Origin of the sequence: Virgibacillus proomii (assembly GCF_900162615.1) — a bacterium.
GTDB lineage: Bacteria > Bacillota > Bacilli > Bacillales > Amphibacillaceae > Virgibacillus > Virgibacillus proomii.
In genome coordinates this window covers 745065-769064 of the sequence record NZ_FUFN01000009.1, presented here as the reverse complement: position 1 = coordinate 769064, position 24000 = coordinate 745065, and the positions used below count along the sequence as shown (strand labels likewise).

Genomic DNA, 24000 nt, shown 5'->3' with positions numbered 1-24000 from the left:
AGAAAAATCAAGTTTAGCAGAACTTCAACTGGTAACAGAATCTTTACTATTGCTTGATTTTCTCTGATTTTGAAATTTGATTTAATTTGAGACCATAATCTGGATCCTATTCGTCCAAAATCTCAAACCCAGCAAATAATGCTGAAAAAGATACCATTCATTATACGGTAACCAGACTTTTTTGATTACATCGGAGAGAAACAGCCAACTCATAAGGATTCTTCCCAGTAATAATCGGTATTCCTGCAGCTTTTACATTCTCTAACACAGTAAGATTGGCATCTGGATGTTCGATCCATAAAATCTTACCATCTTTATTAATGAACTGTTGCAATACAGTAGCCGGTAACTCAGGTTGAATGAACCAGATTGCATCCACTATGGTTGGAATAGCAGACAATTCATCATATTGAGGAAGCGTTTCTGAATGAAAGGTTTTGCCAACTTCGACGAGATCAAATCCTAATTGTTGCAATTGCTTCACTTTTTCTTTACTGCTATTATTTGCCTGTCCCAGCCCATATACTACAATCGTTTTCTTACGGACATTCCCATCTTCTCTAGCGAATGGAGAATGGAGTAACCATTCAATGGCATCATCTTCATCAGATCCAATTGTTTCAGCATTCCCAGTTGCTTTGGCAATGGCAGTATCTAATGTTTTTAGCAAATCATTTATCGATTCCAAACCGATAGATAAACGAACCATTTCTTCTGTTGTTCCACTTACTGCTAATTCTTCTGTTGACAGCTGTTGATGGGTGGTGGATGCCGGGTGAATGATTAATGATTTTGCATCACCAACATTAGCGACATGTGACCATAGTTCAATGTTGTCAATTAACGTACGACCTGCTTCTAGCCCTCCCTTGATACCAAAGGTAATAATCGATCCAGCACCATGACTGAAATATTTTTTTGCTAAATGATAGGATGGATGACTTTCCAGACCTGGATATGATACCCACTCAATTGCCGGATGGCTATTCAGATATGCAGCAACTTTCTGGGCGTTTTGGACATGCTGTGGCAAGCGTAAATGCAATGTTTCCAATCCTTGTAATAATAAAAAGGCATTGTAAGGGCTCAAACAGGCACCTATGTCACGTAACAATTGAACTCGTAATTTTGTAGCAAAGGCAGCTGGTCCTACATCGACAAACCTTAGACCATGATAGCTTTCATCTGGAACTGTAAATCCCGGGAATTTTTCATGATTCCAATTAAATCGTCCGCCATCGACGACGACACCTCCAATCGTGGTACCATGTCCACCTATCCATTTGGTCGCCGAATGTACGACAATATCTGCACCCCAAGCTAGGGGTTTTGTGATATATGGTGCAAATGTGTTATCAATAATTAGTGGAATATGATGGGCATGGGCAATCGCAGCTATTTTTTCTACATCAAATATCTGGAGGCTTGGGTTCGTAATCGTTTCTCCAAAAATAGCTTTTGTTTTGTTTGTAATAGCTGCTTCAACCTCGTTCGGATTCGTTCCATCAACAAATTTTACATGAATACCATAACGCGGCAATGTATTCGCAAATAGATTGTAAGTACCGCCGTAAAGGTTACTATCTGTGATAATTTCATCTCCTGCACTTGCTACATTAAGAATGGCAAATGTAATGGCGGCCATTCCTGAAGAAGTTGCAACAGCCTGAACTCCATCTTCTAATTCTGCTACCCGTTGTTCAAACGCAGCAACGGTAGGATTGCCAATTCGCGAATAGATATTGCCTGCTTCCTTTAATCCAAATAAGTTTTGTGCATGTGTTGTATCGTTAAAAACATAAGATGTCGTTTGATAAATTGGTACAGCTCTTGATCCTGTTGTAGGGTCAGGTATTTGCCCTCCATGTAGTAATACGGTCTCCCTGTCATGCTTTTGAAAATTTGTCATTACTTATTCCTCCCTAATAGTTTTGATGAAGAAAAAGTGAACAGCTCTTAAGAAAAAAATTTTTGACTATGCCTAGTCAGCATCGGTTCCTTCTGTTGCCTTGTTTTCTGTTTGGACGTTGCAAACCGACTCCTTTCGTTTTTGCTCACTTGAGAAGAAGAGGTAAATAAAAAAACCTCTTCCTAATAAGAAGAGGGTTTGGGTCATTCTGTTCCTCCTCTTATCTTTCAGATCATTTACAAGATGATCTGTAGGATTTAGCACCGTAAAAAGCAATATGCAGAATTGCTTTCAGGTTGCTGGGTTTCACAGGGCCTATTCCCTCCACCGCTCTTGATAAGAGATACAATTGTTAAATTACTGAATATTATATGAGTATAATGGCTTTATGTCAACTCGTAGTTTTAGAAGATGACATCTGTTTGTTTCTAAACGGATGATAAAAACTCGACAGCATATAGTTTATTAACGCAGCCCAAATAAATAAAAAAGCGATAAAATGGGCTGATGTGAAAGCTTCATCATAGAGAAATACACCTATTAACAGCATTAATGTAGGAGCAATGTATTGTAAAAAGCCAATCATTCCTAAAGTGATTCGTTTTGCTCCACTAGCAAATAATAATAATGGAACAGCAGTCATTACTCCAGCTCCCATTAATAAAAAGTTAGTGTTTGAAAAAAATTCGTTTATTTGAAAAGCATGGTCTGGAATCATAATCACATAAATAATAGCGATTGGTACAATAAGCATCGTCTCTATGGTTAGTCCAATCATTGCTTTTATATCTAGCTTTTTTTTCAATAATCCATACAGTCCAAAGGTAGTTGCAAGCAGTAAAGAAACCCAAGGAAACGTGCCATAACTAAATGTTAAATACAGAACTCCAATAGTTGCAAGAATAAACGATACGGTTTGTCTCATGGTAAAAGCTTCTTTTAGAACAATGATTCCTAATAAAATACTGATTAATGGATTAATATAGTAACCTAAACTTGCTTGTACAACATGATTACTATTTACTGCCCAAATAAAGGTTAGCCAATTTAGGCTAATGACAATAGTTGCCAATGAAATGCCTATTAATTTCCGTTTATCATGAAGCAAAGCCTTCCATTCATCTATAAATTCTTGCCAGTTTCGGGTAACTAAAACGATGATAAACATGAAAATAAATGACCAGATACTGCGATGAGCTAACGTTTCTCCAGGTGAAACATGATCAAGGAATTTCCAATAGATTGGTAGAAACCCCCATAGAACGTATGCCCCTATTGTATATAAACTACCTGATCTAATCTGAGAAACATCATTCATTTTTCTCCTTCTTTCTTTGGATAGAAGTATGGATATGATTTCTTCTTCCATTGTATGTAAGCAAAAGTCTAGCTTTCCTATGCTCGGCTAATTATATTTATTTTAGAGTTGTCTCATTAAATAATCAAGCATTGATGTTTAAAAGATTTGAATACTATTAAAAAAGGTAACATCGTGAAGGAATACTAAAGAAAAGGGACTAACACTATGTATCAGAAAAACATTTCCAATCAAATGGATGAATGTGCTTTTGAAAATAGTCGTTCCTCTAAAACAAATGAGTAGAATATTTTTCATATTCTAAAAGCAGATATTATGGGAGATGACAATAAAAATGGGAACAAATGTGATTTATGATGGAATGATTCAGCAGAATTGCTGGCAAGCTTAGCCGCATCCATATTAACCTTTCAAACTGCAAAGCAAAGCTACGTCAGCAACACATTTCCATTTTTCAAGGTCAAGGAAAGCTACGTCAGCGACACACCGGACAACGAGTTTTATGGCTTCTTAGATGTTTAACAAAGAGAAAAAGCCCTGCCAAAAAGAAGTGGATCTTAATAACATAGTTGTAAGCGGTTTTGGCTCTATTTATAGGGCTGAGGCCGTTTTTTATGTTAAGCGTGTATAAAATATATGAATCTGAAGATAATGGTTGCCTTTAAGAAATGTTAGGAAAATAACTGAATCATTAATAATAACAAAAGTGATCTAGGTCATTTTTGTTTACCTATGTAAGTTAAAAGGATATGAAAGCGCTTTTTATCTTTGGTTTTGCTGATAAAATAAAATATAAAATGCTGGTTGAGGAGGTTTAAATGGATGAGTAAGAGGAAAATCAGCGACACTATCCAAAGATTCGGGCGAACTTTACTCCTGCCAATTGGAGTACTGGCACCAGTTGGTATGATCTTAGGAATTAGTGGAGCATTGGTTCAAACTTATATGATTGAAAGGTTTCCCTTTTTAGGCTATGAAGTAGTAAACACAGTATTAATTAGTATTCGTACAATAGCAAGTGCCGTGTTTGATAATATCCCATTATTATTTGCAATGGGTGTAGCTTATGGAATGAGTAAAAAAGATAAGGGGATATCTGTCTTTGCCGCTACAACTGGTTATTTAACTTTAATCATTGCAATGCATGTTTGGCTAACCGTAACGGGTAAAATGGCAGATCCGGAGATCATGACTCAATTTGGACAAATAGAAGTATTAGGTATTCAAACAATGAATATTAATGCGGCAGGGGGGATCATCACCGGATTAGTAGCTGCCTGGGCAACGGATAAGTTTTATAATCTAGAACTGCCAACGGCTTTTGCATTCTTTTCGGGAAAAAAATCCGTCCCCATTATTACAATTGGTCTCATGACCGTCATTGGCCTGGTGATTCCTTTTATCTGGTCTTTGTTTGTAGGACTTTTAACGAATTTATCTGCCGTATATTTAAGTGTAGTTGGTCCGTTCTTTACTGCTGCAGGAGAAAGATTGTTTATTCCCTTTGGGCTTCATCATGTGTGGAATGTTCTGTTTAGATTCACGGAGGCTGGAGGGTCATATGTTATTGATGGTGAAACATACGTAGGAGTTGTCCCTGCGATGACGGAGATTTTATTTAATCAAGGGCCTAATAGTGAGTATTGGTCGATGATGCCAAAACTAACTCGTTTTATGGCACAGCAGCAAATGTTGGTAACGTTATTTATTTTTCCGGCGATTGCTTTTGCAATGTATAAAACGGCTTATAAAGAAAATAAAGCCTACGTCAAATCAATGTTAATTACAATGGTCTTAACTGCTGTTCTTGGTAATGTTACCGAACCGTTAGAATTTACATTCGTATTTATAGCTCCATTGTTATATGTTGTTTATTCTTTTATTGTTGGAATTGGTGCTGTTTTATTATCTTTTGCAGGGGTGGCGATTGGATATATACGTGGAACTATTTTTGATTTTACTATTTTCGGATTGCTTTATGAAAAAACAAATTGGATTTTTCTTGTATTGATTGGTACAGGGTTAGCTATCATAACTTATTTTTTGTTTCGTTGGGCTATCGTTCGCTTTGATATTAAAACTCCTGGACGAGAAGAACAGCAAAATTTGGATAACTCATTATTAAAGGAAAAACGTTATGGTGATATTGCAGGAATTGTCGTTAAAGCATTAGGAGGAAAAGAAAATATTTTAAATGTCGATAATTGTATTACCCGACTACGGATCGATTTAAAAGATGTTCGGGTTATCGACAAAGATTTATTAACTACCTCTGGGTGTACAGGATTTTTCTTTCCAACGGCAAAACATATTCATGTTGTGTATGGTCCCCAAGTTGAATTTGTAAAAAATGCGGTTGATGATGAAATACGAAACTAAAATGGAGAGAGATAAATGAGAGCATTATATGATTCAAAAAGTAAGACAATGGATGATCAAGGTATAAAAAAATTATTTACACAAGAGGAAAAATATAAAACATGGTTATTATTTGAAGCTGCTTTAGCACAGGCACAAGCTGAATACGGATTTATTCCCCAAAAAGCGGCAGACGATATTAAACAAGCAGCTAAAATAGAAAATATCGATTTTGCAGAAATGGATCAAATATATAAAAAAATAGGACATGGTTTTGTTCCTTTTTTAAAGGTATTAGTAAAAGCTTGTCCAGAAAATAGTGGAAAATATGTTCATTATGGGATAACAACACAAAATATACAACAAAGCTCACAACTTTATATTCTAAAAAAAGCACATCATCAGTTTATGAAAATAATCGGTAAAATTTTAGGTAATTTAAGTGCTTTGGCATATGCAAATAAGAATACGGTAATGCCTGGAAGAACCCATGGGAGACATGCGATTCCTATTACATATGGGTATAAGGTTTCGGTATGGATTAGCGAGTTTATTCATTGCTATGAACGTATGGCAGAAGCAGAAAAAAGGGTTTTTAAAATTATGATGGGAGGGGCTGTAGGTACATTTAGTTCGATGCCGGAAGTTGGCATTCAAGTACAAGAGCGTGTTGCTGAGTTAGTAGGAATGTATCCGATGGAAGTTCCTTCAAGAAATATAAGTACACATAAATTAGAGTATATGATGAACTTGTCATTACTAGCCAATGTCTGCCATAAAATAGCTGAAGAAGTATATAGTACAACATTGGAAGAAATAGCAGAGGTTTCGGAAGGATTTAGTGAGGGTACGATTGGCAGCAGTACCATGCCACATAAAATTAATCCGAAACTAGCTAAAGGGATTATTGCAAACTCTCAAAAACTGTATTCTTTACCTGGAGTCGGAATGTATTCAGCCGTACGTCCATATGAAGGGGATAGCAGTTCCTATATGCTATTCGATGGTTTGCTTGAAGAAGCAATGGAATTAATTACGGAGGTTTTATTACGGTGTGAGGAATTAACAAGAACAATAGTCGTTCATAAAGACAGGATGCTGTATAATGCTTTACGTAACAAGGGATTGGATAATAGTGAATATGTGATGATGAAATTAGCAGAAAAACTGGGTAAAGATCAAGCGCATTCACTCATGTATGAAATTGCAATGAAGACTGCTGCGGGGGGCGAAGACTTCTTTGCTAATTTAAAAACAAATGAAAAGATTGCCAGTGACTTTACAGATGAAGAAATTAAAGAGATGATTGACCCGAGAAACTATATCGGGCTTTCCGTTACAATAGCGGAGAAGGAAGCCAATAGAGCAAAAGAAGTTAAAGAAGAGATATTAAATAAGTATAACTGATGACATTACCCCTTCCTACTTAGATGTAAGAAGGGGTAATGTCATTTTTGTATGAATGTTTTTATCCCGCATGTAAGGTGCCGTAAGACTCCCACTTTAAAATCTTGAGTTGATACAAAAGGTCTAAGTGGGAGAAAACGGCACCTAAATGCCCAATTCGTTCAAGGGCCTTTAGGTCATACCCTTGCGGTACTAACATTCAGTAGGAGATGGAAGAAAACTCCTACTGAATGAAGTTTCACTTTATCCATAAATCACTGGTGAGAATAGTTTAACATGTTATACTAAATCGTAGCAATTTGTCTAAGAACATAGCCAGATAACAGGAAATATTTGAATGGATTGAGGAATGAAACATGTTGAATTTTTTAGATAATTATGAAGAGATGACGGCGAGTGAACGAAAGGTTTTGAATTATATTGTTGAAAATATGGATGTTATCCCTTACATGAAGATAAACGATTTAGCGGAAACCACTTATGTATCAAAAACAGTGATAATCAATCTTGCTCAAAAACTGGGTTATAGTGGGTACAAGGAATTAAAATATCATATTAATCATTCTGTAAAAGATAAAGTACTTGATCAAAAACAAAGTGTTTTATCTTACCGTGAAATTTTAGATCAAAGTATAAATAAAACATTATCTATTGTTAGTGAAGAAATGCTTCAAAATTGTGCTAAAAAAATACAAACATCGGAAAATGTGTTTATTATGGCTAGAGGCACTAGTAAGGCAGTAGGTTATTATTTAGAGCATCTTTTATTATCAATCGGAATTCAATGTATTTTTATAAAAGATTATAATCTATCTGAGCTATTTACAAACTTTGTGGCAAAAAACGATATGGTTATATTTATTTCCATGTCGGGAAATACCAAAAAGATTATTAATACAGCAAAAAAAGTACATTTTAAAAAAGCAAAAATAATTAGTATTACTTCTTTTCAAACAAATGAATTAACTAAATATACAAACGATAACTTATATTGTTACTCTGATAACAATGATACAAAGAAAAATGATAAAATATCGCGGATTGGATTTTTCTTAATTGTTGATTTATTAATTAATGAATTAACACGTTTAAATGAATATTAACTTTTTCAGGTAAATGGTGAATGCTTCAGGGGTATCTCTCTATATATAGAATGTCTCATGGACTTTTTAAAATCCGTGTTATGGAGCTTGCGATCAATAAGTATAGTTTTAGTTGCAGGCTCTTTTGCATGAAACGTAACACCTACTTATTTACCTCATACATAAAGTGGGAATTAAACAATACAATAACGTATAATAAAGAAACCGACTATTTTAGCGTGATATCTAAGATTGCGAAGAATAAGTTAATTAGTCGAGTAGTAAAAATAAAATGCGCTAGCGTTTTAACGCAAATGTTAGGACGTAATGAAATTTTAAATGCCAACTGTATAAGTGAAAGAAAGCCAATAATCTGCACGAAAGTCTTGTGTTGGTCACGTTTTCTCTAGTACTATAGGTAAGCATATAACTTTAGGCTTTATCCCGCATGTAAGGTGCCGTAAGACTCCTGCTTCAAGAGCCTTTAGTTGATACAAAGGGTCAAAGTGGGGGAAAACGGCACCTAAATGCCCGATTGGTTCAAGGGCCTTTAGGTCATACCCTTGTGGTACTAACATTCAGTAGGAGATGGAAGAAAACTCCTACTGAATGAAGTTTCACTTTATCCCGCTGTAAGGTGCCGTAGGGCTTCCACTATAAGATCCTGAGTTGGTACAAAAGGGTCAAAGTGGAAGAAAACGGCACCTAAATGCCCGATTCGTTCAAACTAACATTCCGTGTAAAAAGCATTCCACGGAATGAAGTTTCACTTTATCGTATAAGATAAACGATAGCTTTCGCCATAGAGATCCGGCGAAGCCAAGTTTTTCTAATAAAATATTAGAAATTAAAGTCGTTTTATAATTGAAACTAACGACAATTGTTGTTGTATGCTATATTATTGGTGAAATGTTTGTCATTATCATCCAATTTTTGTTAGGGAGTAACAGTTTATGGGAAGGGGAATCATAAGTAAATGGAAATTATGTCTTATTTATTTGGTTCCATGTTAATTTTTAATATTACATTAGGAATTTCTATCGTCTTTCTAGAGCGGAAGGATGCAAGTTCCACATGGGCATGGTTAATGGTTCTATTGTTTATCCCAATTGCAGGATTTTTTTTGTATCTAATTTTCGGAAAGCCTATCAGTAAACGAAGAATCTTTACATGGGACACGAAAAGCAGGCTTGGTGTGAAGGCAGCCGTACAAGCCCAACTGCGTGCACTGGAAGAAGGTACATTCGCATATAAAAATGAAGACATCGCTGAGTATGAGGATTTATTTTATTTACATTTACGAAATGATGATGCTATTTTTACGCATAATAACAGTGTGAAGATATTTACGGATGGAGCTGAAAAGTTTGAAGCTTTAATCGAGGACTTAAAAGCGGCAACAGATCATATTCATTTGCTCTATTACATTATTCGTAGTGATAATCTTGGTCAGCGAATTGCCGATATTTTAGTTAAAAAAGCAAAAGAAGGGCTTGAAGTGCGTGTTTTGTTTGATGACATGGGTTCTCGTTCGCTCAAGCGCAAATACATTAAGCGGCTACGTAAGGCTGGAGTAGAGGTGGAAGCTTTCTTTCCGCCCAAAATACCAAAGATCAATTTTAAAATAAACTACCGAAATCATCGTAAATTAGCAATTATTGATGGCAAAATAGGCTATATTGGTGGTTTTAACATTGGTGATGAATACTTAGGAAAGAAGAAAAAGTTTGGATATTGGCGTGACACGCATTTACGTATTTATGGAGATGCGGTACATCAGATGCAGACGCGCTTTATCTTGGATTGGAATCAGGCTTCCCGTAATGATATTTTATATGAAAATCGTTATTATAGTTCCGTTCCAACTGGCGATGTGGGGGTACAAATTGTCTCTAGTGGGCCGGATTCTGACTGGGAACAGATCAAAAATGGTTATATTAAAATGATTATGAGTGCAAAAGAATATGTATATATTCAAACTCCTTATTTTATACCCGATGAGAGTTTACGTGATGCATTAAGAATCGCTTCGTTGTCCGGAGTTAATGTAAGAATTATGATTCCAAACAAGCCGGATCATCCATTTGTCTATTGGGCAACTTTGTCTTATATTGGAGACTTACTGGAAGCAGGCGCAGAGGTCTTTATTTATCAAAATGGTTTTTTACATGCAAAAACAATTGTCGTTGATGGGAAAATTGCTTCCGTTGGAACTGCAAATATTGATGTTCGCAGTTTTCGTTTAAATTTTGAAGTGAATGCATTTTTATATGATCCGGACCTGACTCAACGGTTAGTCTTTGAGTTTGAGAAGGACATGATGCTATCTACACAAATGTCGAAAAATCTTTATCGTCAGCGCTCCATAGGTATTCGTTTTAAAGAATCCATTTCTCGACTTCTTTCACCAGTATTGTAAGCATCAACTAAATACTTAAGAGGTGATAACATGAACAAGAAGACATGTGCCAAATCTTTAGCTGTTAGAACATCTTATGTATTACCGCCAGACACGAATTCTTACGGTACACTATTGGGTGGTAAACGGATCTCAATGGATGATGTAGCGCTGATTGCAGCTTCTAGGCATGCCAGAAAGCCGGTAGTTACAGCTTCAACTGACTCTGTTGATTTTTTATTCCTGTCAAAAATGGTCATTCTATTTGTGTAGAGGCGTTTGTCACATACGTCGACGGAGTATTTGTAAAAGCATTGACAGAAAACTTACGAACCAGCGAAAGCATGTTTGCTCGACTGCTTTTTTGCACTATAGGAAAGTATAAAACTTTAGGCTTATCTCGCATGTAAGGTGCTGTAAAACCACAACTTCCGAGAAGTTTAAATTGGAGAAAACGGCACCTAAATGCCCGATTGGTTCAAGGGCCTTTAGGTCATACCCATGTGGTACTAACATTCCGTGTAAAAAACATTCCACGGAATGAAGTTTCACTTTATCGTATAAGAAAAACGATAGCTTTCGCTAAAGCCTTGGCGACAAGCCAAGTTTTTCTAAACGTTTGTGGCAATTGATGAAGATGGTAACCCAAGTCCGGTACATTGTATGATTCCCGAAACCGATGATGAAAAAAGGGTTCATCAATCAGCTCCGATCCGTGCTGCACAACAGAGAGAGCGGCAAATACCAGTCAAGAGAATTCGCAGAGATTTTTGGGACAGATTATCCATGGAATCAGTAAGGATTTTGGTTTAAAATATTAAAAATAGGTTTGGAAGGTCTTTTTATTTTTAGCAAATAAAGAGTATTTAGAAATAAAAATCTTCCATTTTAAAGGAGGGATGTCCTGAGATAAATTTACACGATCTTTACGTTAAGCAGTCTTACAACGAAGTCCTTGTTGTAAGCAGAAGGAGGATACGAAAATGGTTTTTTTAGAAAACATAGTAAGTCAGGTAAATGACGTATTATGGACGTATGTGTTGATTGCTGTTTTATTAGGTTTAGGACTTTGGTTTACGATAAAAACTGGATTTGTCCAGTTTAAGTTTTTACCTGAGATGTTTCGCGTGATTACTGATAAACGCGCAGTTAGTGCCTCAGGGAAGAAGGGTACCTCTTCTTTTCAGGCGTTTGCAATCAGTGCTGCATCAAGAGTCGGTACAGGAAATATGGCTGGTGTTGCAGCGGCAGTAGCTACTGGTGGGCCCGGTGCAGTATTTTGGATGTGGCTTATTGCTCTGTTAGGAGCAGCTTCTGGATTTGTAGAGAGTACATTAGCACAAATATATAAAGTTCCCGATAAGACACAATATCATGGTGGACCGGCCTATTACATGGAAAAGGGTTTGAATAACAAATGGCTTGCAGTATTATTTGCGGTTACAATAACATTTACTTACGGACTGGTATTTAATTCTGTTCAATCGAATACAATTAGCTTAGCATTTGAAAATGAGTTTGCTATTAGTAAAAACGTAATTGCAGTTATTTTATTTATTTTTACAGCTGTTGTTATTTTTGGTGGATTAAAAAGCATAGCCAACGTGTCGCAAATTATTGTTCCGATCATGGCAACCTTATACATTGGTTTGGCAATTTATGTTTTAATCGCAAATATTACTGCAATTCCTGATATGATTTCTATTATTTTTACGAATGCATTTGGAATCCGTGAAGTAGCTGGTGGTGGATTTGGTGCAGCGATTATGATGGGAATTAAACGAGGTCTTTTCTCCAACGAAGCTGGTATGGGAAGTGCACCAAACGCTGCTGCCACTGCTGAAGTAACGCATCCGGTAAAGCAAGGTTTAATCCAAGCGTTAGGAGTATTCTTTGATACTATTTTAATTTGTAGTGCTACTGCTTTTATCATTATTACAGCTGGCGGTTACGAAGGGAGCAAAGCCGATGGCATTCAAATCACACAAAACGCGTTTGCATTTCATATTGGCGACTGGGCGAGCGCTTTTATAGCTATTGCCATCCTTTTATTTGCTTACAGCTCCATTTTAGGAAATTATTATTATGGTGAAACAAATATCACCTATATTCGCAATAGCAAGATAGGTTTATTTTTATACCGTCTTGCAGTGTTAGCGATGGTAGCCTTTGGTGCGATTGCTACCTTCGACTTTGTTTGGGCATTAGCGGATTTGACAATGGCCATTATGGCATTAATTAACTTATACGCGATTGCAAGATTGTTTAAAATTGCTAATCAAGCATTGCAGGATTATCGCAGGCAACGGAAACAAGGAAAAGATCCAGTATTTTATCGTGATGTACTAGATAATCAAGACGGGATTACTTATTGGGGGCGCGATCAAGCCTCTGATCATGAATAATAAAAGGTGCGAACTCCTTTAAAAGAGTTCGCACCTTTTGCTTTATCCATACACCTCGAATATCATCCTAAAGGAAGCTATGTTAAATTTTGCTACATACATGAAGGAAAAGAGAAATCCTGTTGGAATTCTTATTTTGTGTTTTCATTTAACTCGTCTAAAGAGATATAATTCTCTGCCCAATTTTGAATTTCCTGAATAACGGGTGCTAAAGCTTTGCCTTTTTCAGATAAAGAGTACTCAATTCGCACAGGGAATTCTGAATATATGTCCCGTGTTACAATGCCTTCTTTTTCTAACATTTTTAGTCGATCAGAAAGTAATCTTCCACTAATTGGCAAGTCAGCTTCCATTTCAGAAAAACGTTTGGTTCCCTTTAATAAATCAAAAAGGATAAGCCCTACCCAGCGTGTACTTAAAAGGACCATAGCCTTTTCAAAGCGCGGACAAAGGTTTTCCATCATTATCACCTCAGATCGTATCTATTCCAACAATTGAAACAGTTATTACGAAAAGTAACCTATTATTAGGTTAACATATTCTAAATAACACGTAAAGTTTAGTATAGAGAGCTAATCCAGTGATAATAAGGTAAGTATCATCTACTCTCTTAAAATGTCTAGGAAACATATCTTTTTTTATTCCCAGCATGTAACTGGAAGGAAAACCTGCTCTTCTATGCTACGACCCTAGAAAGATAAGTGGAAGATCTAACTGCAAGTCAAATGCTTGATGTTTTTACATTCTAACAATCAGTGGGGGATAAAGAAAACCGCTGATTGAAGATTCACTTTATATGAAGGATATCTTTTTTTGAAAGTAGCTCCGTCTAGCATATGTGCTCGAACGACTAGCAACTTCGATCTTCTTCCCAGATAAGTCAACATGAACTCCTCATGTCACAGTTTCCTTTATTTCGTTAAAATACGCTCCAATTTGTACGTAGCTAAACGAGTGCTTCTAGTTTTTGCTAATTGACTACACCCATTATTCGCATTTGACGTGTTCTCTGTAATAAAATTCTTATATACTAATACTATTATTCGAAACGGGAGGAAACAGTCTTTAATATGGCTTTTGGTGGAAGATAAAGGAACTTTGTTGATTAATGCACAATATTTTTTGGTAATTTTTTTTGGTTTGTGAAATAATATTAGTGTGAAATAATTTGAGTGGAGGTAAGGTAATGGTTAGCCAACGAACACAAGAAAAATATGCTGAATTAGCATTAAAAACAGGTGTGAATTTACAACAAGGTCAAGCCCTTATGATAAATGCGCCTATTGAAGGTGCTGAATTTACAAGGATCGTTGCCCGAAAAGCATATGAAATGGGAGCAAAAGATGTACATATTAATTGGGTGGATGATGAGCTGACAAGACTAAAATTTGAACATGCCCCGGATGAAGTCATCGCAAGTTTTCCTGATTGGAAGGTTAAACTTCATGACAGTTTTGCCGAAGATGGAGCAGCTGTATTAAATATTCGAGCTACGAATCCGGACTTACTAGAGGGGATTGATCCTACAAGAGTTGCCAAAGCGAATAAAGTTGCAGCAGAAGCCATGAAAAACTATAGAAAATATACGATGAACGACCGGATCGCCTGGTCAATTATTTCGATCCCAACTGGAGACTGGGCGCAAAAGATTTTCCCAAATAAGTCCCGAGAGGAAGCAGTTGAAAGTTTGTGGGAGGCAATCGTAAAAATAGTTCGAGTTGACCAAGAAGACCCAATTGCTGCTTGGGATGCTCATAATGAACGACTAAGAACAGCACGGGAAAAATTAAATCAGAAGAACTATAAGAAGTTAATTTTTACGGCACCAGGTACTAATTTGGAAATGGAACTTCCAGAAGGGCATATATGGAAAGGCGGGTCTGCGCAAACAGAGGGGGGAGTAACATTTAACCCAAATATGCCTACAGAAGAAGTGTTCTCTCTTCCACATAAGTATGCCGTTCATGGAACAGTGGCCAGCACCAAACCACTTAATTATGGCGGCAGTTTAATTGACGGTTTCAGTTTAACTTTTAAGGAAGGTAAAGTAGTCGACTTTCAAGCTGAAGAGGGAGAAGCTGTGTTAGAACAAATCCTAAATATTGACGAAGGATCGAAGCGTCTTGGAGAGGTTGCACTTGTACCGCATGAATCACCAGTTTCACAATCAGGCTTAATCTTTTATAACACATTGTTTGATGAAAATGCGTCTTGTCATATCGCCCTTGGAAAGGCATATCCAACTAATCTGAAGGGTGGTTCTTCTATGAATGAACAAGAGCTTGATCAACATGGAGTAAACGATAGCCTGGCACATGTAGATTTTATGATTGGCTCAGAGCATTTAAATATTGATGGTGTTCTTCAGGATGGTACGACTGAACCAGTATTTCGGAACGGAACATGGGCGTGGAAATAGAAAATTAAAGATGAAAACAACCAATCGATTTGGTTAAAAGAGATGGATTGGTTGTTTTTTAATTGTTCAGGAGACTATAAACTTTGTTCATTGTGGATAATTTTTGAATGATAATTTATCCACATCAGTTTCAGTGCCTAGCCCCTCGGGGTCGCTTCATTTCTCCTGAGGCGCGAGCAGCCTCTTTGTTGGAGTTTCAGCACTTGGTGGGGGCTGTCTAATGCGCTTCTAGCTTTTGTTCTAGAAATTATCTTTGCTTCTATGTTATAAATAACTTTTTTAAGTAGCGTTGTTGACTAGCTTAAAGTTCTCTTGTTCATTGAGAATGGCTTATCTTACATATATCCATTTTTTGTTAGAACAGCTTTAATTTTTGTATAATCAAATGTTTCAGGAAGTGACTCCTTTAACGGTTTCAGTTTGGAAGCATTCAGTTTGTCTCTAGACTCTAAGACAGTATCTTCTTCCTCGGGTGTAAAAAAGATTTCCCATGCAATTGGATATCCATCTTTGAACGCTTTAAATAAATGTGCCTCGACAGTTTGTAGCGACAATTCACGTATAATAGCAATATCCTTAATCGACTTGCCAGATTGGAACATTTGGTAACTAACTAAGTGACTTGGGCGGTTATCCGGTCGATGAGAGTCTCTTTTTTGGACAGGAGCATTTTGAATGGGAATTACTTTTTTTACATCGGGATGGTTTCTTTTCCAGTCTAGAAGCACACTCAAAAAGGCTTCCCCAAATTGCTCGAACTTTTTTTCTCCTACACCCTTGATCATGAGCATTTCATCTTTTGTTTCTGGTAAATATCTGCTTAGATCCTTCAATGTTACATCGGAAAATAACACATACGGCGGGACGTTTTTTTCATCGGCAATTTGTTTTCGCAGCTTGCGCAGCATGTTAAACAAATCTTCATGGTAGTCAGCAGCCTCATTTACTGGAACGGAGGCAGTAAACATGGTTACCGTTTTCTTTCCCATTAATACAGCTACCGATTGCTTGTTTAACCGTAAAGTTGGATATTTTCCTTCTTCAATCGTTAATACTTGTTCAGCTACTAAAAAATGAATGAACTCGGTTAGTTCTTTTTCTGTGTAGGAAGAGAGAATTCCATACGTAGACAACCGATTCAGTCCAAATTCTTTTATTTTTTTATCTTTCGAACCTTTTAGTACTTTTGCAGTCATACCTACACCAAATCGTTCATCCATTCGCTTCACACAAGATAGGATTTTTTGTGCTTCTTCCGTGATATCGACTTGTTCTTGGCGCTCCACACAATTACTGCAGCGTCCGCAGTTCGTCTGCTGATTTGTTTCATGAAAATAATTTAAAATAAACGATGTTAAGCAGCTATGTGTATGGCAATAATTAATCATTGCTTGTAGCTTTCGATATTCTCCCTGTTTTTTTAGCTCATCCATGAAAGACTGCTCAATTAAAAATTTTTGCATTTGTACATCCTGAGGGGAAAACAACAAAATACAATCGCTTGGCTCGCCGTCTCTTCCAGCTCTTCCAGCTTCTTGATAATACGATTCTATATTCATTGGCATGGCATAATGAATAACAAAACGAACGTTGGATTTATCGATTCCCATCCCAAAGGCATTGGTTGCTATCATTAACTGTTTTTCATCATGAATAAACGAAGATTGAGCAGTTTTTCTTTCCCATTCTGTTAATCCCGCGTGATACTTGCTAACTTCATATCCTTGTTTCATTAATCGTTCATAAAGTGTGTCCGCTTGTTTTCGGGTAGCCGTATAAATTATTCCTGATTCTCCTTCTCTTTTTTGCAGAAAGGAGCGGATATACGACAGTTTATCTCTTCCTTTAATAAGATAAAAGGATAAGTTTTTTCTTTCAAATCCTGTATTAACAACGTACTGAATATGTAACTGCTGCTGTATATCTACAATAACTTCCTCCGTTGCCGTCGCTGTTAAAGCTATGATAATTGGGTTACCAGATAACTGTTGCAACTGAGGAATAATGGAACGGTAACTAGGACGGAAATCATGTCCCCATTGCGAAATGCAATGTGCTTCATCGAAAGCAATTAACGATATTCGAATTCGCTTTAGCACACGAATGAATGAATTCGAATCAAAACGCTCTGGTGCCACGTATACAAATTTATACCTGCCTAAAGCAATATCTTTAAGGCGAGTCTGCTGTTGCTCCATGGACAATGAGCTATTAATATAAGTTGCGGCAATCCCTAATGCAAGCAAGGAATCAACTTGATCTTTCATTAATGAAATGAGTGGTGAAATAATGATAGCTGTTCCTTCTAGAGCTAGACCAGGAATTTGATAGCAAATCGATTTTCCTCCGCCAGTTGGCATGACAGCAAGAACGTTGTTTCTGTTAATAATATGGTTAATGGTATCTTGTTGGCCTGGTCGAAAATGCTCATAACCAAAATAGGTCTGTAATAACTTTTCTTCTCGTACACCCATTTGGAGCGTCCTCCTTTACATCCTTTATCTTAACATAATATCCCCTTTAGTTTAGCTGAAAAGGTTAGGATAACTGATCTTTGGATTGTAAAAAAGTAATTTGCTTTCATAGGGATCTCTTACCCCTGTTCATGAAGAGGTCGATGTTGTCGAAATAGAGATAGAATCCAGCCAAGAATACCCCCGATTAGAGCAGGTACCAGCCAGCCTAATCCAATATTGCTAAATGGAAGCACGGCAAAATAATCAGTAACTAGTGGAATGGTTACTTCTAACTCTTGTAAGCCATCATACAAGCTCACAATGGAAGTAAATAGAATAGCTCCTCGGTAAACAGCTTTCCTACTACCAAATAAAGGTTGCATAAATGTTAACAGAATCAGCACAATAGCGATTGGATATAAAAATACTAATGCTGGAACAGAAAAGCGAATAATCGTATTAAGTCCTTGATTAGCAATTAAATAACTTGCTAGTGTAATAATAACCGCAAGCCATTTGTATGATAGTGGACTGATTTTTACGAAAAATTGAGCAGTTGCAACGACGAGTCCTACAGATGTTGTAAAACAGGCTAATGTAACGATAATCCCAAGTAATAATGTGCCTGACGTGCCAAAAATGCTTGTAGCAGCATGAGACAATATCTCGCCACCATTTGCAAACAGTTCCCCTTTTGGCAATTTCGCACTAATCCAACCGAGAGTAGTATAAACAATAATTAAGCCTATTCCGGCGATAAATCCTACCTTTAACGTAGCTTTAATTAGCGCTTGTCGAGATGAAAGTCCACGTTCTTTAAATGTTTGTACAACAATAATCCCGAATGCCAAAGCTGCTATGGCATCCATTGTTAAATAACCTTCAATAAAACCAGTGAAAAACGGGCTTTCCTTATAATCTCCTGTAGCTGGCTGAAGTGGTTTATCAAATAAAAGAAGGCCGCCAATGACAAGGATGGCTATCGAAAGCAATAAGATCGGCGTTAAAATTTGGCCAATTCGGTCAACCATTTTGGAAGGATTTAGGCTCACTAAAAAAACAGCTAGAAAAAATATACTTGTAAACAACCATAAACTTTCTGAGGAGGCTGTTGTTAGAAAAGGTTCGATACTCATTTCATAACCTACTGTAGCAGCTCTAGGAATTCCAAAAAAGGGTCCGATCGCTAAATAAACAAGACAAGTAAAAAATAGTCCAAATAACGGGTGTACGGGGTTACCTAATTCCCTAGCATCTTCTTTTACATAGGAGATAGCAGTAACAGCAAGGACAGGGAGCCCGATTCCAGTCATGATAAATCCTACAATGGCTGAAAAAAATGAAGAACCTGAAGACACCCCTAATACAGGTGGGTAGATTAAATTACCGGCACCAAAAAATAAGGCAAATAACATAAAGCCGACGATAAACGTATCTTTTTTCAATTTCTTTCCCTCTTTCTAAAATATAAAAATAAAATAAATAATAAGCTGATTTTTCCAAATTAACTGACAATAAAAATAAAAGTGCTTGAATCCTTAAGGTTACTGCTAAAGCATTTGGACGTTATTTTCTGAAAAATAATGAAAGCAGCAACTATAATAACAGTAGTTTGTTTTAATTGTCAATAAATACATGGAAAAGAAAAAAAGTTTGCAATTATTATTTTACAATCATGTTTCTATAAAACAGTTTACATTCTTGCTATTCCCCTTTAAAATGTTTTTATCTTATGCGTTAAAAATGTATAAGTGCAACGAACAGGTTGCTAAACGTCAGGGCTGAAGATAGCCAAGCTTTCTTGCGCTATAAGTAAAGTATAAAACTTTAGCTTTATCCCGCATGTAAGGTGCCGTAAAGCCACAACTTCCGAGAAGTTTAAATTGGAGAAAACGGCACCTAAATGCCCGATTGGTTCAACTAACATTCAGTAGGAGAGGGAAGCAAACTCCTACTGAATGAAGTTTCACTTTATCGTATAAGAAAAACGATAGCTTTCGCCATAAAGACTTGGCGACAAGCCAAGTTTTTCTAAACTTTGGAAAGGTGTTTTAAAAAGGAATGCATAGTCTGGGTTTTCTAGCTCGTTTCGCTAGCACAACTTAGATTTATATTTTTAAGGTTGCCTTAGCAGAAACTACTCGCGATCCAAGAAGTGTGGGAGTCATTATTGGGGATGGAATGAATTCAATATTGGCGCCTTATAATATATTTAAACTAGGGGGTATGACATGGTTCCGTCTTTATTATTTGAAATCATGCTAATAGGTCTTTTAGGGATTGGTTCACAATGGGTTGCATGGCGTTATCGAATGCCGGCAATTGTTGTAATGTCGATCACAGGTCTGTTGGCTGGGCCTGTTTTAGGTATTATGAATCCTGAGGAAGACTTTGGTAATTTATATAGCCCGATCATTTCTGTAGCTGTTGCTATTATATTATTTGAGGGTAGTTTAAATTTAAATTTTAAAGAGCTGCGAGGGCTTGGTAAGCCGGTATTTCGCATTTCTACAGTTGGTGCATTTATCGCCTGGATTCTCGGCTCTCTTACTGCCCATTATATTGCCGGGCTTTCCTGGGCCGTTGCATTTGTGATTGGCGGCTTGTTTATTGTTACTGGCCCAACAGTTATTATGCCATTGTTACGTCAATCCAAGTTAAAGGCAAGGCCTGCAAAAATCCTGAAATGGGAAGGGATTATCGTTGATCCGATTGGTGCATTACTAGCCGTTTTTGCTTTTGAGATTATCACCTTTTTAACGGCAACAAATCCAGATATAAACCAACTGTTACTATTTTTTGCTGCTTCCATATTTGCTGCTATCTTTGGCTGGGCATGTGGAAAAGGGATTGGCTGGATGTTTGAAACCGGGCATATTCCGGAATTTTTAAAGTCGCCAGCTGTCGTTATTGTCGTGATTCTTTGTTTTACAGTTGCGGATGAGATTGTTCATGAAACGGGCTTGTTATCCGTTACCGCAATGGGAATTACGCTAGCTAATATGGGAATCAGTTCTATTTCAGATATGCGCCATTTTAAAGAAAATATCTCTATTTTGCTTATTTCCACGATCTTCATCATGTTAACTGCATCTTTACAATTAGAGACATTGCTGCAAATTTTTAGCCCCAATATTATCGGTTATGTTTTGTTAATGATGTTTGCCGTTAGACCATTATCGATTTTTCTTTCAACCATTGGAACAAGCCTATCCTTTAATGAGAAAGCATTAGTAGGATGGATTGCTCCAAGAGGAATTGTAGCACTAACCGTGTCTGGCTATTTTGCGGGTGTTTTAACCGAACAGGGTTATGAGGATGCACATATTTTAACTACTCTTACCTTTGGTCTTGTTTTCTTTACCGTTGTGGCACATGGTTTTTCGATTGGCTGGTTATCAAAAAAGCTACATCTATCTATGGAAGGAAAACCAGGGGCTTTAATCATTGGAGCAAATCGATTTACAGTGGAGTTAGCAAAATCGTTGTCCAAGGCGAATTTTCCAGTCATTATTGTCGATTCTTCATGGGAAAGACTTCGCCCCGTACGTGAGGCCGGGATTAATTTTTACCATGGGAATATTTTGTCTGAGCAGACCGAATACAACTTAGACACGATCCCTTTTGAGTATCTGCTGGCTGCAACGGATGATCATGCGTTTAATTCATTAGTGTGTACGACATTTATGCCGGAGTATGGTCGAACAAATGTGTTTAAAATAAGCCCATTCGATCAATTGAGTAAAGAAGCAACAGTTGTATCTAGAGTTGGCGGGCGTATTTTATTTGATAAAAAATTTACGATGGAAGATTTATTGGATAAGTTGGATAACCATTATGTTTTTAGACAGACGACGTTAACTTCGCAATATAATTATAAGCAATATTTAGCGGATAAAGATGATTCGACCGTTTTTCTGTATTTGATTAAACCATCTGGACAACTCAAGTTTTACTCCGAGGAAATGCGGACAGTACCGGCAGTAGGTGACCGAATTGTTAGCTTAACTCCACCAAATAAAGAAAAAGCAAAAATTCAAGCAAAATTGGATAATCAGCGAAATGGGCAAAATAAAGAAAATTAATTTTGAGGATAACTTGAAATGGAAGAATAGAATTAGAAAAATAGCTTGGGGATGAGCCAAGCTATTTTTCTAATTCAACTAGTTGTTTATTTACTTCCGCAATTTCCCCTTCCAAACGAATAAGCTGTTCTTCCGCAGATGAAACTCGACCACCTACATATTCCAGCTTATCCATATCCCCTTGGATCCGGACATAATCAGATTTTAATTCATCCAGTTTAGCAAGTAATTTTTGTTTAGACATCTCCAGTCTCTCCCTTTTTACTCTAGTGTAACGAAGAATTGCTTTACAAAACAAGAAGAACCTTTTCTTTTATAACGACGCATTAACTTCTAACATGTTTAATGATAAAGGGTAACTACTATGAGGGGTTGTTTTCTTTCACCCCCCACTCATGGTAGTACCGGCAAGGGCTGTGACCTAAAGACCCTTGAACCAATCGGACATTTATTGCAAGTTTTCTCCACCTAGATTTCTTGATTCCTCTTACTCCTCTAGGTGGAGATCTTACTGCCAGTTAGATATGGGATAAAGCGGAAGCGAAGTCTTACATCTCGCTTCCGTTTTATATGAATTAAAGTAATGCATCCTCTTTATTTTTTTTTGAATCGACATATGTTTGGTAAAAGTGGATAATGATCGTTTTAATAACGGCATAAAATGGTACAGCAAATAAAATACCTAAAAAGCCAGCAATACTTCCTGCCGCTAGAATGACAGTAATAACTGTTAACGGATGTAAATCCAACGCTCTTCCCATAACATTTGGCGAGATTAAATTACTTTCAATTTGCTGGGCCGTGATCATGACTATCGAAACCCAAATGACCATTATAGGTTCCTGAAAAGCACCAACGATTAATGCAGGAATAACGGCAATAAATGGCCCGACAAATGGGATAACATTCATCACCATAGCAAATAAGGCAAGTGTCAGGGAATAATTTAAATCGATAATTAAATAACCAATAAATAATAAAACCCCTACAGCAAAACTTACAATCAGCTGTCCTTGAATAAATGAAGTTAACGTTCCGTCAAGCTTTGCAAGCAATGCACGAATATTCGCAGCTTTTTTCTTAGAAAATACTTGCGTAATAAATGGAACTAGCTTTTCTTCGTCTTTTAACATAAAGAACAAGAAGAATGGTACAAGTACTAAGGATGTAACAAAGCCAATTATATGACCGATAAAACCAAACAGATAATTTAACATGCTGTCAATATGTGATTGCAAGTTATTTGTAAAGTCATTAATGGCTTTGTCTACCTGTTCTGGTATGGCTGTTTGATTCGATTGCCATAAAGAAATCAAATCCTGTGCCCAGTTTACCATTTTAGGAACATTATTAATTAAGTTCCTAAATTGCTGTTGAGCAATAGGTGCAATATACATATAGACAAATACCCCAACAAGAATTAAAACCACAAATACAAGGATAATAGAAATGATTCGATTTATTTTCATCCGTTCAAAAAAATTTACTAACGGTTTTGTTAAATAATAGAGTATTCCTGCTCCGATAACTGGTACGGCTACCGAACCAACAATTTTTATAAACGGAGTAAATATAAAATTAGTAACAGAGATTAATAGAACTAACGTAAAAAATAAGATAAAAAATACTAAAACCTGAAACCAACGTTTATTGACCAAATACATCCCCTACTTTCCGAGTTCATCTACGGTTTATTTTACCTTTTTATCATAAAAATAGAAAGTGTAACTCTTGAAAAAAGCATGTGATAAGGATCAGCTTTTCGTTGTCATCAGATAAGGAAACTATTTGTTCCCTCAACCATGATAAGAAGTAGAATAAAAGCTGAAACTCTCAGGCGGCCTTTGAAAAACGCCGTTATTGCTGAAAAAGCACACTTTGTTCTTAAAAAACGTTTTTTTTGCCTAATTAAGAAGCCTTACATTCTTTGAAAAAGGAAAGCACTTTTCTGTCGATGGATCGATGTCGTAGTCCCTTGCTGTCTATCGTTCCAAATAATCGACCATTTAGGCGTCATTTCCACTTGTAATTTTTTGTATTCTCTATCAATCTTGAAGTAGAAGTCTTATGTCCCTTAGAGGTGGGATAAAAATAAAGGTCAGCTAAAAAAACATTTTCTATTAATTTATCCATTTTACACGTATTCTAAACGAGGGAAAGGGT

General features: G+C 36.6%; 15 protein-coding genes and 1 riboswitch. Of the genes, 8 read left to right on the top strand and 7 right to left on the bottom strand.

The annotated features are described in order from the left end of the window. Window positions 1-160: 160 nt before the first annotated feature. Window positions 161-1909 carry an O-acetylhomoserine aminocarboxypropyltransferase/cysteine synthase family protein gene (locus tag BN1066_RS06220; RefSeq protein WP_077318582.1) on the bottom strand — a complete coding sequence of 583 codons (1749 nt, stop codon included), beginning with the start codon at window positions 1907-1909 and terminating at the stop codon, window positions 161-163. Window positions 1910-2126: 217 nt separating this feature from the next. After that, window positions 2127-2252: riboswitch (SAM riboswitch) on the bottom strand. Window positions 2253-2300: 48 nt separating this feature from the next. Next, window positions 2301-3227: an EamA family transporter RarD gene (gene rarD, locus BN1066_RS06215; RefSeq protein WP_077318581.1), complete on the bottom strand. Its 927-nt coding sequence runs from the start codon at window positions 3225-3227 to the stop codon at window positions 2301-2303. Between the two features lie 822 nt (window positions 3228-4049). On the opposite strand from rarD, the gene BN1066_RS06210 reads away from it, so the two are divergent. The 6 genes from BN1066_RS06210 to BN1066_RS06180 all read left to right on the top strand — a co-directional run bounded on the left by BN1066_RS06210 (window position 4050) and on the right by BN1066_RS06180 (window position 12877). Further along, window positions 4050-5606, top strand: a complete 1557-nt coding sequence (locus BN1066_RS06210; protein WP_077318580.1) for a PTS transporter subunit EIIC — start codon at window positions 4050-4052, stop codon at window positions 5604-5606. A gap of 15 nt (window positions 5607-5621) precedes the next feature. Further along, entirely contained in the window at window positions 5622-6992 is a 1371-nt protein-coding gene (locus BN1066_RS06205; RefSeq protein ID WP_077318579.1) for a class-II fumarase/aspartase family protein, read from the top strand. Between the two features lie 356 nt (window positions 6993-7348). After that, window positions 7349-8095, top strand: coding sequence for a MurR/RpiR family transcriptional regulator (locus BN1066_RS06200; RefSeq protein ID WP_077318578.1), 747 nt, complete (start codon window positions 7349-7351; stop codon window positions 8093-8095). Window positions 8096-9050: 955 nt separating this feature from the next. Beyond that, the gene (gene cls, locus BN1066_RS06190) at window positions 9051-10493 is read left to right on the top strand and encodes a cardiolipin synthase (protein ID WP_077318576.1); all 1443 of its coding nucleotides are present in this window, start codon (window positions 9051-9053) and stop codon (window positions 10491-10493) included. 30 nt (window positions 10494-10523) lie between these two features. Continuing rightward, window positions 10524-10745: a hypothetical protein gene (locus tag BN1066_RS06185; protein ID WP_179104301.1), complete on the top strand. Its 222-nt coding sequence runs from the start codon at window positions 10524-10526 to the stop codon at window positions 10743-10745. Between the two features lie 710 nt (window positions 10746-11455). Next, on the top strand, window positions 11456-12877 hold the full coding sequence (locus BN1066_RS06180) for an alanine/glycine:cation symporter family protein (protein ID WP_077318575.1): 1422 nt from the start codon (window positions 11456-11458) through the stop codon (window positions 12875-12877). Between the two features lie 131 nt (window positions 12878-13008). Here the strand turns inward: BN1066_RS06180 and BN1066_RS06175 are convergent, their stop codons facing one another. Then, complete coding sequence (locus BN1066_RS06175) at window positions 13009-13338, bottom strand: winged helix-turn-helix transcriptional regulator (protein ID WP_077318574.1); 330 nt, start codon at window positions 13336-13338, stop codon at window positions 13009-13011. Window positions 13339-14063: 725 nt separating this feature from the next. On the opposite strand from BN1066_RS06175, the gene BN1066_RS06170 reads away from it, so the two are divergent. Further along, the gene (locus BN1066_RS06170) at window positions 14064-15296 is read left to right on the top strand and encodes an aminopeptidase (RefSeq protein ID WP_077318573.1); all 1233 of its coding nucleotides are present in this window, start codon (window positions 14064-14066) and stop codon (window positions 15294-15296) included. Between the two features lie 335 nt (window positions 15297-15631). Here BN1066_RS06170 and recQ read toward each other — a convergent pair whose 3' ends face one another. Then, window positions 15632-17770: a DNA helicase RecQ gene (gene recQ / locus BN1066_RS06165; protein WP_077318572.1), complete on the bottom strand. Its 2139-nt coding sequence runs from the start codon at window positions 17768-17770 to the stop codon at window positions 15632-15634. 119 nt (window positions 17771-17889) lie between these two features. Beyond that, window positions 17890-19197, bottom strand: coding sequence for a branched-chain amino acid transport system II carrier protein (brnQ, locus tag BN1066_RS06160; RefSeq protein WP_077318571.1), 1308 nt, complete (start codon window positions 19195-19197; stop codon window positions 17890-17892). A 786-nt stretch (window positions 19198-19983) separates the two neighbouring features. Here brnQ and BN1066_RS06155 point away from each other — a divergent pair. Beyond that, window positions 19984-21837: a cation:proton antiporter gene (locus BN1066_RS06155; protein WP_077318570.1), complete on the top strand. Its 1854-nt coding sequence runs from the start codon at window positions 19984-19986 to the stop codon at window positions 21835-21837. A 61-nt stretch (window positions 21838-21898) separates the two neighbouring features. Here BN1066_RS06155 and BN1066_RS06150 read toward each other — a convergent pair whose 3' ends face one another. Together BN1066_RS06150 and BN1066_RS06145 are read right to left on the bottom strand one after the other, a co-directional pair. Continuing rightward, entirely contained in the window at window positions 21899-22081 is a 183-nt protein-coding gene (locus BN1066_RS06150; protein WP_077318569.1) for an SE1832 family protein, read from the bottom strand. A 331-nt stretch (window positions 22082-22412) separates the two neighbouring features. Beyond that, window positions 22413-23501 carry an AI-2E family transporter gene (locus BN1066_RS06145; RefSeq protein WP_425445268.1) on the bottom strand — a complete coding sequence of 363 codons (1089 nt, stop codon included), beginning with the start codon at window positions 23499-23501 and terminating at the stop codon, window positions 22413-22415. Window positions 23502-24000: the final 499 nt, after the last annotated feature.